At 71.5% G+C, this 12,374-nt stretch carries 10 protein-coding genes; 8 read left to right on the top strand and 2 right to left on the bottom strand.

All coding sequences use genetic code 11. The features are described from left to right. The first annotated feature begins 21 nt into the window (after window positions 1-21). The 7 genes from VPH61_RS11520 to prfA all read left to right on the top strand — a co-directional run bounded on the left by VPH61_RS11520 (window position 22) and on the right by prfA (window position 9,708). Complete coding sequence (locus VPH61_RS11520; RefSeq protein ID WP_332063627.1) at window positions 22-1,062, top strand: LmeA family phospholipid-binding protein; 1,041 nt, start codon at window positions 22-24, stop codon at window positions 1,060-1,062. A gap of 161 nt (window positions 1,063-1,223) precedes the next feature. Next, window positions 1,224-2,648 (top strand): diaminopimelate decarboxylase, encoded by a 1,425-nt coding sequence (gene lysA, locus VPH61_RS11515; protein ID WP_332063626.1) that lies wholly within the window; start codon window positions 1,224-1,226, stop codon window positions 2,646-2,648. Beyond that, the gene (locus tag VPH61_RS11510) at window positions 2,645-3,955 is read left to right on the top strand and encodes a homoserine dehydrogenase (protein ID WP_332063625.1); all 1,311 of its coding nucleotides are present in this window, start codon (window positions 2,645-2,647) and stop codon (window positions 3,953-3,955) included. Before lysA ends, VPH61_RS11510 begins: the two co-directional genes overlap by 4 nt. Further along, window positions 3,952-5,052 (top strand): threonine synthase, encoded by a 1,101-nt coding sequence (thrC, locus tag VPH61_RS11505; protein ID WP_332063624.1) that lies wholly within the window; start codon window positions 3,952-3,954, stop codon window positions 5,050-5,052. Before VPH61_RS11510 ends, thrC begins: the two co-directional genes overlap by 4 nt. After that, window positions 5,049-6,038, top strand: coding sequence for a homoserine kinase (thrB, locus tag VPH61_RS11500; RefSeq protein WP_332063623.1), 990 nt, complete (start codon window positions 5,049-5,051; stop codon window positions 6,036-6,038). The genes thrC and thrB overlap by 4 nt, the downstream gene beginning before the upstream one ends. Window positions 6,039-6,428: 390 nt before the next feature. Further along, entirely contained in the window at window positions 6,429-8,624 is a 2,196-nt protein-coding gene (rho, locus tag VPH61_RS11495; RefSeq protein ID WP_442879092.1) for a transcription termination factor Rho, read from the top strand. Between the two features lie 7 nt (window positions 8,625-8,631). After that, window positions 8,632-9,708, top strand: coding sequence for a peptide chain release factor 1 (gene prfA, locus VPH61_RS11490; RefSeq protein ID WP_332063622.1), 1,077 nt, complete (start codon window positions 8,632-8,634; stop codon window positions 9,706-9,708). 84 nt (window positions 9,709-9,792) lie between these two features. Here prfA and epsC read toward each other — a convergent pair whose 3' ends face one another. Further along, a complete protein-coding gene (gene epsC / locus VPH61_RS11485) occupies window positions 9,793-10,371 on the bottom strand; it encodes a serine O-acetyltransferase EpsC (protein WP_332063621.1) in 579 nt (192 codons plus the stop codon). 95 nt (window positions 10,372-10,466) lie between these two features. Continuing rightward, complete coding sequence (gene cysK / locus VPH61_RS11480) at window positions 10,467-11,402, bottom strand: cysteine synthase A (RefSeq protein WP_332063620.1); 936 nt, start codon at window positions 11,400-11,402, stop codon at window positions 10,467-10,469. 122 nt (window positions 11,403-11,524) lie between these two features. Here cysK and prmC point away from each other — a divergent pair, with 122 nt between their 5' ends. Next, window positions 11,525-12,373 carry a peptide chain release factor N(5)-glutamine methyltransferase gene (gene prmC, locus VPH61_RS11475; RefSeq protein WP_332063756.1) on the top strand — a complete coding sequence of 283 codons (849 nt, stop codon included), beginning with the start codon at window positions 11,525-11,527 and terminating at the stop codon, window positions 12,371-12,373. The last annotated feature ends 1 nt before the right edge of the window (window position 12,374 follow it).

Raw genomic sequence — 12,374 nt, 5'->3', positions numbered from 1 at the left:
ACCCGATCCGAGAGGCCCCCGATGGCGCAGCACGGCGACGAGCACGACCCGGGCGAGACGACTGAGACGCCGAGGCCGCTCGACGACCCGGCCGGGGCCGACGGTGTGGGGGCCGACGATGCGCAGCCGACGGCTGTGATCGAGACCGGTGACGACGCGCTCGCGGCCACGGCGGTCATCGAGACGGATGTCGCGGACGAGCGGCCGACCGAGGTGATCGAGCCGTACGCGGCCGGCGGCGCCCTGGCCGGCGGTGCAGCGGCCGGAGCAGCGGTCGCAGGAGCCTCGGCGGCGGACGCCTCAGAACCCCGCGAGCGCCGACGGCTCGGCCGTGCGGCCCGCATCTGGATCGTCGTCGGCGTCGTGCTCGCGGTGATCGTGGCGCTCGTCGTCGTGGCCGAGTTCGTGGTGCGCGGCATCGCGGAGCAGCGGGTGGCCGAGGAGATCCGGTCCAACCTGCCCGAGGGTGTCGACGGAGACGTCGACGTGACGATCGGCGGCTTCTCGGTGATCGCCCAGTACCTCTCGGGCACGATGGAGCACGTCGAGCTCGATGCGCCCGAACTGACCGTCGAGGGCGCGCCCCTCGCCGTCTCGGTCGTCGCCGAGGGCGTGCCGGTCGATCTCGCGTCGCCCGTCGATCGGCTGACCGCGACGATCACCGCCGACGCCGACGCGGTGAACCACCTCATCACCGTCGCGGGCGCCCCGACCGGGGTCACGCTCGGCGACGGCACGGTCGGCTACGAGGGGAGCATCGAGATCTTCGGCCTGCCGATCACCTACCAGGTGACGGCGACGCCCGTCGCCGCGGGCGACTCGGTGCTGCTCGAGCCCGAGGCCGTCGAGGTCGGCGCCGTCGGCGCGGCGATCGACGTGTCGGGCATCGTCGAGCGGCTCCTCGGCGGCGACCCGCTCGAGATCTGCATCGCCGACCGGCTGCCAGAGGGTGTGAAGCTCGAGTCGATCGCGGTGGCGCCCGTTGCCGCAGCCGTGCGGCTCCGAGCCGACGGCCTCGTGCTCGACGCCGCGAGCCTCGAGCAGACGGGCTCCTGCGGGTAGCACAGCCCGTGCCGGGGCCCGATTCGGCTCGGCATGCAGGCCTCGGTAGACTCGCGGTACGCCGCCCACAAGGCAGCGCGCACAGCAGGCTTCAGGAACCGATCCGGGTTCGCTCGCCGCGAGCGATCCATGCAATCGTCTTCCGTCCGTGAGGTTCCCCCGTGGCATCCACCGCATCCGTCCCCGGATGGCTCACCGTGCCGGGCGACGCCAACGCGCTCGCGCCGCTCGTCTGGCCGTCGACCGCCGCGCGCGATGAGGCGGGCCGGCTCGTGATCGCCGGCCGCAACGCCGCGTCGCTCGTCGCGGAGTACGGAACCCCGCTCTACGTCGTCGACGAGACCGACGCCCGAGCCCGAGCGGCACGCATGAAGCGCGCCTTCGACGCCGCCGCGGCGTCCATCGGCACGACTGTGACGGTCTATTACGCGGGCAAGGCGTTCCTCTCCGGCGCGATCGTGCGCTGGGTGACCGACGAGGGCCTCGCCGTCGACGTGTGCACCGGCGGCGAACTCGCCGTCGCGCTCGCGGCGGGCGCCGACCCGGCCCGCATCGGCTTCCACGGAAACAACAAGTCGATTGCCGAGATCGAGCGCGGCGTCGCCGCGGGCGTCGGCGCCATCGTCATCGACAGCGAGATCGAGATCGAGCGGGTGGCGCAGGCGGCAGCGCGCGCCGGACGCGTGCAGCCCGTGCGACTCCGCGTCAACAGCGGCGTGCACGCCTCGACGCACGAGTTCCTCGCGACGGCCCACGAAGACCAGAAGTTCGGCGTGCCGCTCGACCGCGCGGTCGAGCTCGGCGCCCGCATCCGCTCGCACGCCTCGCTCGCCTTCCTCGGACTGCACTGCCACATCGGCTCCCAGATCTTCGACGCCGCCGGCTTCGCCGAATCAGCTGAGCGACTGCTCGGCGTCCACGCCGAGCTCGCGAAGGCGGCCCCGGTGCCCGAGCTGAACCTCGGCGGCGGCTTCGGCATCGCCTACACCGCCGCCGACGAGCCCGCGTCGATCGAGGAGATCGCGCAGGGCATCGCCGCGGCCGTCGCGAACGGATGCCGCGAGCACGGCGTGCCGGTGCCGAAGCTCGCCTTCGAACCCGGGCGTTCGATCATCGGGCCCGCAGGGGTCACGCTCTACACGGTCGGCACGATCAAGCCCGTGCCGATCGAGGGCGGCGTGCGCCACTACGTCTCCGTCGACGGCGGCATGAGCGACAACGCGCGCACCGCGCTCTACGGCGCCGACTACTCGGCGCGCATCGCCTCCCGCGTCTCCGACGCGGCCCCGGCGCTCGTGCGCGTCGCCGGCAAGCACTGCGAATCGGGCGACATCGTCGTCGACGCCGAATTCCTGCCGGGCGACGTCGCCCCTGGCGACCTCCTCGCCGTGCCCGCCACCGGCGCCTACTGCTGGTCGCTCGCCTCGAACTACAATCACGTGCCGCGGCCGCCCGTCGTCGCGGTGCGCGACGGCGAAGCGCGCGTCATCGTGCACGGCGAGACCGAGGCGCAGCTGCTGGCCCGCGACGCCGGCCTCGAGGCATCCGCCGCCAACGACCGCGCCATCGAAGGGAACCCTGCATGATCGAGTACCGCTCCATCCGAGTGGGCCTGCTCGGAGCGGGCTCCGTCGGCTCCCAGGTGGCTCGCCTCCTGCTCGAGCACTCCGACGAGCTCGCCCAGCGCATCGGCGCCCGCATCGAGCTCGTCGGCATCGCCGTGCGCGACCTCGACGCCAAGCGCGACGCCGAGCTGCCTCGCGAGCTCCTGACGACCGACGCCGACGCGCTCATCCTCGGCTCGGACATCGTCATCGAGCTCATGGGCGGCATCGAGCCGGCCCGCACGCTCGTGCTGCAGGCGATCGCGTCGGGCGCCGACGTCGTCACGGGCAACAAGGCGCTGCTCGCCAGCCACGGCCCCGAGCTCTTCGCCGCCGCGGAGCAGGTGGGCGCGCAGCTCTCGTACGAAGCCGCCGTCGCCGGAGCCATCCCGATCATCCGGCCCCTCCGCGACAGCCTCGCGGGCGACCGCGTCGACCGCATCCTCGGCATCGTGAACGGCACGACGAACTTCATCCTCGACCGCATGGACCAGACGGGCGCCTCGCTCGAGGACGCCCTGGCCACCGCGACGGAACTCGGCTACGCCGAGGCCGACCCGACCGCCGACATCGGCGGCTACGACGCGGCGCAGAAAGCGGCGATCCTCGCGAGCCTCGCGTTCCACACGAGCGTTCCCGTCGAGGCCGTGCACCGCGAGGGCATCACGGGCGTCTCCGCCGAGCAGGTCGACTCCGCGCGCCGCGCCGGCTACGTCGTGAAGCTCCTCGCCATCTGCGAGCGGCTGACCGACGCCGAGACCGGCGAAGAGGGCGTCTCGGCACGCGTGTACCCAGCGCTCGTGCCCCGAAGCCACCCCCTGGCCGCCGTGCACGGCGCGAACAACGCCGTGTTCGTCGAGGCATCCGCTGCCGGCCCCCTCATGTTCTACGGCGCGGGCGCCGGGGGAGTGCCGACCGCCTCCGCCGTGCTCGGCGACCTCGTGGCGATCGCCCGCCGACACGTCATCGGCGGCCCCGGCACGGCCGAGTCGACGCATGCCGAACTGCCGGTGCTCGAGATCGGCCGCATCACCACGCGGTACGCCATCACGCTCGAGGTCGAAGACGAGCCGGGCGTGCTCGAGCAGATCGCCCACACCTTCGCCGCCCACGGCGTCTCCGTCGAGCAGTTGCAGCAGACCGTCAGCGAGGGCTCCGAGCGGGCTACGCTGGTGATCGGGACGCACGAGGCGAAGGAGTCCGCGCTCGCCGAGACCGTCGCAGCCCTCGCCCAGAGCCCAGTCGTCGCATCCGTCGCGTCCGTCCTCCGAGTCGAAGGAGCAGTGTGAACACCCCCATCACCCCCAAGGCCAACTCGCGTCAATGGCGCGGAGTCATCCGCGAGTACGCGCACCGGCTCGACGTCACCGACGCGACCCCGATCGTCACGCTCGGCGAGGGCGGCACGCCGCTGCTGCCCGCCCCCGCCCTCTCGGCCCGCACCGGTGCCGACGTCTGGGTGAAGTTCGAGGGCATGAACCCCACGGGCTCCTTCAAGGACCGCGGAATGACGATGGCCGTCACGAAGGCCGTCGAGCACGGCGCGAAGGTCGTCATCTGCGCGTCGACCGGCAACACGTCGGCATCGGCCGCGGCCTACGCCACGCACGCCGGCATCAAGGCCGCGGTGCTCGTGCCCGAGGGCAAGATCGCGATGGGCAAGCTCAGCCAGGCGATCGCCCACAACGCGGAACTGCTGCAGGTGCAGGGCAACTTCGACGACTGCCTCGACATCGCTCGCGACCTCGCGGCGAACTACCCCGTGCACCTCGTCAACTCGGTCAACAACGACCGCATCGAGGGCCAGAAGACGGCGGCGTTCGAGGTCGTCGAGGCGCTCGGCGACGCGCCCGACTTCCACTTCATCCCCGTCGGCAACGCCGGCAACTACACCGCCTACACGCGCGGCTACCGCGAAGACATCGCCATCGGCAATGCGACGCGGATGCCGCGGATGTTCGGCTTCCAGGCCTCGGGTTCCGCGCCGATCGTGCGCGGCGAGCCCGTGAAGGACCCCGACACCATCGCGAGCGCGATCCGCATCGGCAACCCGGCATCGTGGGAGCTCGCCCTGCAGGCGCGCGACGAGACCGACGGCTACTTCGGCGCGATCGACGACGACAAGATCCTCGAGGCGCAGCGCATCCTCTCGGCCGAGGTCGGCATCTTCGTCGAGCCCGCGTCGGCGATCTCGGTCGCCGGTCTCCTCGAGCGCTCGGCCGCCGGCGTCGTCCCCGCCGGCGCACGCGTCGTGCTCACGGTCACCGGCCACGGCCTGAAGGACCCGCAGTGGGCGCTCCGCACGGCCGACGGCTCCGACGTGCAGCCGACGATCGTGCCGGTCGACACCGCGCAGATCGCCTCGGTGCTCGGACTCTCCTCATGACCGTCGCCCCCGTCGCCTCCGGTGACGTCGCCGCGTCGTTGATCGGCCGCCGGGTGCTCGTGAAGGTGCCGGCGACGTCGGCGAACCTCGGCCCCGGCTTCGACACCCTCGGCCTCGCACTCGCGAGGTACGACGAGCTCGAGGTCTCGGTTCCGGATGCTTCGGCGACGCCGACTGCGTCGACGGCACATGCCGGCCCGGGGCTCGAGATCGAGGTGCACGGCGTCGGCGAGGGCGAGGTGCCGCTCGACGAGTCGCACCTCGTGGTGCGCGCGATCGCGCACACCTTCGCGCGCGCGGGCGTGCCGCTGCCGGCGCTCAGGCTCGTGGCCCACAATGTCATTCCCCACGGCCGGGGCCTCGGCTCCTCTGGTGCCGCGATCGTCGCCGGTGTCGTGGCGGCGAAGGGCCTGCTCGAGGGCATCGTCGACTTCACGGCCGACGAGCTGCTCGAGCTCGCGACCGAGCTCGAGGGGCACCCCGACAACGTCGCCCCCGCGCTCTTCGGCGGGCTCACGATCGCGTGGGTGACCCCAGAGGGCCCGCGTCACAAGAAGCTCATGGTGCACCGCGGCGTCTCGCCGCTCGTGCTCGTGCCCGAGCACGAGATGTCGACCGCGCTCGCGCGTTCGCTGCAGCCCGAGTCGGTGCCGCACGAAGACGCCGTGTTCAACGTGTCGCGTTCGGCCCTGCTCGTCGCCGCGCTCATCCAGAGCCCCGAGCTGCTCTTCCAGGCGACCGAGGACAAGCTGCACCAGCACTACCGTGCCGCGGCGATGCCAGAGACCGACCGGCTCATCCGAGTGCTCCGCGAGGCGGGGCATCCGGCGGTCGTCTCCGGTGCGGGCCCGTCGATCCTCGTGCTCGCGAGCGACCCGAGTGAACGCGCAGCGGCCATCGCCCTCGTCGAGGCATCCGCCGACACCGCCTGGCAGGCGCTGCCGCTCGCGGTCGACTTCAAGGGCGCGACGGTTCAGAGCGCGTAGCGGTCTGAACCGTCGCGAAAGGCGGCAGCCCCAGCTCGCGCGGCGCCCTGGCGCCGCGCAGCGTCTGCGGCAGACCGCTCAGGGTGACGCCGCCCCTCGCGGAAGGCTGGAGAGCGAAAGGCGACGGCGGCTCGTGTGTTAACCCGCCGCTGCGGCATCCTCTCCACAGGCGAGTCGCGTGGCGGGACGAACGGCTCGGTGATGGTAGACTGAGCGTGCACCCGGCAGGTGACGCACTGTTCGCGTCCCAGCTCGCTCGTGCAATTCCCGGCAATCTATTGCTTTCGCTCTCGCGCGTGTCTGCGCCTTCGTGCGCACCGGCATCGTTCGTGCCAGCGATCAGCTCTCCTGAATCCGCAACTCTTGCGACAGGGGAAAGGAACATACCCAGTGACCAACGGAACCGACCACGCCGATCGCGTGGCCAACACCGCCCGTCTGTCCTCCATGAAGGTCGCCGAGCTCCAGGAGCTCGCCGCATCTCTCGGCCTGGCAGGCGGTTCGAAGCGCCGAAAGGGAGAACTCGTGGAGTTGATCTCCGAGCACCAGGCTTCGGCGGCCGACAGCGGGTCCACCGCTTCGGCTGAGCAGCTCGAGGCCCCCGCGGCCGCGCAGGCCGCCCCCGTCGAACTCGACGTGCCCGCCGCACCGGCAGAGGCCGAGGCCCCGGTCGTCAACGCGACCGAGGCTCCTGCGGCTGAAGCTCCCGTGGCCGAGGCTCCCGCGACCGAGGCACCTGCGACCACCGCGCCGACGCGTCAGCGCCGTCAGCCGCGTCGCGCCACGAGCGCGACCACGTCCGCCGTGCAGCACGTCAACGGCGGCGGTGCCGGTGTCGGCCTCGTGCCCGAGACCGCGGCCCCCGCGCCCACCGAGACCGACGAGGCCCGCGAGGCCGCACGCGCCGCGGTGCGCGAAGAGCTCGCCGCCGCGACCGGCGAGGGCGCACGCGGCCCCCAGCCCGCTGAGGGCGACGGCGACGCCGCGGCATCCGAAGAGCCCCGCCAGGGTCGCAGCCGCAACCGCGGCCGTCGCGGCGGAGAGCGCGGCGACCGCGCCGAGCGCGGCGACGACGCCCAGAAGGGCGAGCAGAAGCAGGGCGAGCGCCAGTCGGGCCGTCAGAGCGACCGCCAGAACGAGGGTCGGGAGCAGGCCGCCAAGGCCGGCGAGCCTCGCCAGAACGGCGACGCCGACAAGCAGAAGCAGCAGGGCGAGGGCCGGGGCCGCGACGGCCAGGCTCGCGACGGTCAGGCGCGCGACAACCAGGGCCGTGACGGCCAGGGCCGTGACGGCCAGGCGCGCGACCCCCAGGCGCAGCTCGACGGCGAAGGCGGCCGCCGCAACCGCTACCGCGACCGCAAGCGTCGTGGCCAGGGCATGGGCGACGAGGTCGAGCCCGAGATCCTCGACGACGACGTGCTGATCCCCATCGCGGGCATCCTCGACGTGCTCGACAACTACGCCTTCGTGCGCACGACCGGCTACCTCCCGGGCCCGAGCGACGTCTACGTCTCGCTCGGCCAGGTGAAGAAGTACAACCTGCGCAAGGGCGATGCGGTCGTCGGCGCCATCAAGCAGCCGCGCGACAACGACTCGAACAGCCGTCAGAAGTACAACGCGCTCGTGAAGGTCGACTCGATCAACGGCCAGACGACCGATGAGGCTGCGGCCCGCGTCGAGTTCCAGAGCCTCACGCCGCTCTACCCGCAGGAGCGCCTGCGGCTCGAGACCGAGCCCACCAAGCTCACGCAGCGCATCATCGACCTCGTCGCCCCGATCGGCAAGGGCCAGCGCGGCCTCATCGTCGCGCCCCCGAAGGCCGGCAAGACGATCGTGCTGCAGCAGATCGCCAACGCGATCTCGATCAACAACCCCGAGGTCCACCTCATGGTCGTGCTCGTCGACGAGCGCCCCGAAGAGGTCACCGACATGCAGCGCACGGTGAAGGGCGAGGTCATCGCCTCGACCTTCGACCGTCCGGCCGAAGACCACACGACGGTCGCCGAGCTCGCCATCGAGCGCGCGAAGCGTCTCGTCGAGCTCGGTCACGACGTCGTCGTGCTGCTCGACTCGATCACGCGCCTCGGCCGTGCGTACAACCTCGCCGCACCGGCATCCGGGCGCATCCTCTCGGGCGGTGTCGACGCCTCGGCGCTGTACCCGCCGAAGCGGTTCTTCGGTGCTGCGCGCAACATCGAGAACGGCGGCTCGCTGACCATCCTCGCCACGGCGCTCGTCGAGACCGGGTCGAAGATGGACGAGGTGATCTTCGAGGAGTTCAAGGGCACCGGCAACTCCGAGCTGCGCCTCTCGCGTCAGCTCGCCGACAAGCGCATCTTCCCGGCGGTCGACGTCAATGCGTCGTCCACGCGCCGCGAAGAGATGCTGCTCTCGGCCGACGAGGTCAAGATCACCTGGAAGCTGCGCCGAGCCCTCGCGGGCCTCGACCAGCAGCCGGCGCTCGAAGCCGTCCTCGGTCGCTTGAAAGAGACGCAGTCGAACGTCGAGTTCCTCATGCTCATGCAGAAGTCGATGCCGGTCGCCGGTCACGGCAACTCGCACGGGCACGAGACCGACCACCGCTGAGGCATCCGTGTTCGAGTCCGTCCAGAGCCTGCTCTCCGAGCACGCGAAGCTGCAAGAGGAGCTCGCCGACCCGGCGCTCCACGCCGACGCCGCGCGCGCGAAGAAGGTCAACCGGCGCTACGCCGAGCTGAGCCGCATCGTCTCGGCGCACTCGGCGTGGCTCGAGGCTCACGACGACCTCGCCGCCGCGCGTGAGCTCGCGAAGGAGGACGAGGCGTTCGCCGAAGAGGTGCCCGCGCTCGAAGAGGGGCTCGCGGCGGCCCAGGAGCGGCTCCGCCGACTCCTGATCCCGCGTGACCCCGACGACGGCCGTGACGTGATCATGGAGATCAAGGGCGGCGAGGGCGGCGCCGAGAGCGCCCTCTTCGCCGGCGACCTGCTCCGCATGTACATGCAGTACGCGCAGTCGAAGGGCTGGAAGATCGAGCTCCTCGATCAGAACGAGTCCGACCTCGGCGGCTACAAAGACGTGCAGGTCGCGATCAAGTCGAACGCGACCGACCCGTCGCAGGGCGTCTGGGCGCACCTCAAGTACGAGGGCGGCGTGCACCGTGTGCAGCGCGTGCCCGTCACCGAGACGCAGGGGCGCATCCACACCTCGACGACGGGCGTGCTCGTCTTCCCCGAGGTCGACGAGCCCGAAGAGGTCGACATCAACCAGAACGACCTGAAGATCGACGTCTACCGCTCATCGGGCCCCGGCGGCCAGTCGGTCAACACGACCGACTCGGCGGTGCGCATCACCCACCTGCCCACGGGCATCGTGGTCTCGATGCAGAACGAGAAGTCGCAGCTGCAGAACCGCGAGGCGGCGATGCGCGTGCTCCGCGCCCGCATCCTCGCGCGCCAGCAGGAGGAGATCGCGGCCGCGGCGTCCGACGCCCGCAAATCGCAGATCCGCTCGATGGACCGTTCGGAGCGCATCCGCACGTACAACTTCCCCGAGAATCGCATCGCCGATCACCGCACCGGGTACAAGGCCTACAACCTCGACCAGGTCATGAACGGCGCGCTCGAGCCGATCATCGAGTCGGCCATCCAGGCCGACGAAGAGGCGCGGCTCGCCCACCTCGGCGACCAGTAGCAGCGGCGGCCGCAGCCGCAACCACGACGAGCGGATGCCTCGGACACCACACGTGTCCGAGGCATCCGCTCGTTCGGTGAGTGCTCAGATGTGCCAGTCGTGGATGCCGCGAGCGGCGTCGGCCGTCTCGTGCGTGAGCGGCTTGAACGTCGCGGGGATGCCGACGACGAGTGAGTGTGCCGGCGCGTCCTTCGTGACGACGGCGTTCGCGCCGATCGCGCTCCATGCACCGATCGTGATGTCGCCGAGCACCTTCGCGCCGGCGCCGACGGTGACGCCGTCGTCGAGGGTCGGATGGCGCTTCGCCCCGCGGTTCGCGCCGCGGGCGGCCTTTCCGCCGAGGGTGACGCCGTGGTAGAGCATCACGTCGTCGCCGATCACCGCCGTCTCGCCGACGACGACGCCCATGCCGTGGTCGATGAAGAACCGGCGGCCGATCGTGGCGCCGGGGTGGATCTCGACGCCCGTGAGGAACCGCACGAGCTGCGAGAGGATGCGAGCCGGCAGACGCAGCCCGCCTCGCCACAGCGCGTGGGCGAGCCGGTAGCCCCAGATGGCGTGCAGGCCCGAGTACGCGAGGAACACCTCGAGGTTTCCGCGGGAGGCGGGGTCGTGGGCGCGCGCCGTCGCGATGTCCTCGCGCAGTGCTCGGAAGAAGGTCACGTCGATAGTCAATCAGTCCGTACGTCGATCGGATGCACCGAGCGCCCGGGCAACGTCGATGACGCTGCGCCGGGCGCTCGAGTTGCGAGGGTCGGTCAGTCGCGCAGGTCCTCGTAGAGCACCGTCGACACGTACCGCTCGCCGAAGTCGGGCACGATGACGACGATCGTCTTGCCGTCGTTCTCGGGTCGCTTCGCGACCTCGATCGCGGCCCAGACGGCCGCACCGGAGGAGATGCCGCCGAGGATCGCCTCGTCGGTCGCGAGCGCGCGGGCGGTGGCGATGGCATCGCTCGTCGCGACATCGATGACCTCGTCGTAGACCTCGCGGTCGAGGATGTCGGGCACGAAGTTCGCGCCGAGTCCCTGGATCTTGTGCGGGCCCGGGGTGCCCTGCGTGAGGATGGGGGAGTCGGCCGGCTCGACGGCGATGACCTGCACGCCGCTGTTCTGCTCCTTGAGGTAGCGACCGGCACCCGTGATGGTGCCGCCCGTACCGATGCCCGCGACGAAGATGTCGACGCCGCCGTCGGTGTCGGCCCAGATCTCGGGGCCGGTGGTCGCGTGGTGGATCGCCGGGTTCGCCTCGTTCTCGAACTGCCGGGCGAGGATCGCGCCGGGGGTCGCCTCGACGATCTCGTTCGCCTTCGCGACCGCGCCCTTCATGCCCTCGGAGCCGGGGGTGAGCACGATCTCGGCGCCGTAGGCGCGAAGCAGCACGCGGCGCTCGATGCTCATCGTCTCGGGCATGGTGAGGATCACGCGGTAGCCGCGGGCTGCGCCGACGAGGGCGAGTGCGATGCCGGTGTTGCCGCTCGTGCCCTCGACGATCGTGCCGCCGGGGGCCAGCTCGCCCGACTTCTCGGCCGCGTCGATGATCGCGACGCCGATGCGGTCCTTCACGCTCGCGGCGGGGTTGTAGAACTCGAGCTTGGCGAGCACCGTCGCACCGGCGCCCTCGGTGAGCCGGTTGAGGCGCACGAGCGGCGTGCGACCGACGACCTCGGTGATGTTCTCGTAGATCTGCGCCATGGGCTTGCCTCTCGGGTCAGGTGGTGGACGACGGCCTCAGCCTAGGCTTCGGCTCGCATGGAGGCGAGTGCGTTACATTCCATTGCGTGGATACGACGACCCCCGACGCCCGATCGCGATCGCTGCGAGAGATCCGAGACGAGACGGCGTCGACGCTCGCGGCCGCCGGAGTCCCCGACGCCGAGGTCGATGCCGACCTCCTGATCGGTCACGTGCTCGGCCTCTCGCGCGGGGCGGTGCAGGCGCGCGTCGTCGTCGGCGACGAGATGAGTGAAGCGGATGCCGCGGTGCTCGCGTCCCTCGTCGCGCGGCGCGCCCTGCGCGAGCCGTTGCAGCACATCACGGGGCGCGCGGCGTTCCGCAACCTCGACCTGCAGGTGGGGCCGGGCGTCTTCGTGCCGCGGCCCGAGACCGAGCAGGTCGCGCAGCTCGCGATCGATGCGCTCGCCTCGGCGGCGGAGCCCGAGCCGATCGCCGTCGACCTCGGTACGGGCAGCGGAGCGATCGCGCTCGCGCTCGCGACGGAGGTGCCGCACGCGAGGGTGTGGGCGGTCGAGAAGTCGCCCGAGGCGTTCGTCTGGACGAGGCGCAACGTCGCCGAGGTCGCGGCGCCCAATCTCGAGCTCGTCTTCGGCGACCTCGCCGACGCGCTGCCCGAACTCGACGGCCGGGTGGCGGTCGTGGTGTCGAACCCGCCCTATGTTCCGCTCCGCGACCTGCCGCGCGACCCCGAGGTGCGGCTCCACGACCCCGAGCAGGCGCTCTACGGCGGCGTTGACGGTCTCGACGTGGTCCGGGTGCTGTCCCGGCGCGCGCGCGTGCTGCTCCGGCCGGGCGGCGCACTCGTGATCGAGCACGGCGAGGAGCAGTCGGCGGCGATATCCGAGATCCTCGCGGCCGACGGCTGGCGGGCGATCGCGCATCACCGCGATCTCACGACGCGGGACCGGGCGACGTCGGCCGTGCGCTGAG

The organism is Agromyces sp. CCNWLW203, from assembly GCF_036576125.1.
Taxonomy (GTDB): Bacteria; Actinomycetota; Actinomycetes; order Actinomycetales; family Microbacteriaceae; genus Agromyces.
This window is presented reverse-complemented; position numbering and strand designations above follow the sequence as displayed.

Excerpts from the sequence above, each read along its gene's own strand:
- VPH61_RS11520 (WP_332063627.1), top strand. The coding sequence starts at position 22 with ATGGCGCAGCACGGCGACGAGCACGACCCGGGCGAGACGACTGAGACG.
- VPH61_RS11510 (WP_332063625.1), top strand. The coding sequence starts at position 2,645 with ATGATCGAGTACCGCTCCATCCGAGTGGGCCTGCTCGGAGCGGGCTCC.
- thrB (WP_332063623.1), top strand. The coding sequence starts at position 5,049 with ATGACCGTCGCCCCCGTCGCCTCCGGTGACGTCGCCGCGTCGTTGATC.
- cysK (WP_332063620.1), bottom strand. The coding sequence starts at position 11,402 with ATGGCGCAGATCTACGAGAACATCACCGAGGTCGTCGGTCGCACGCCG.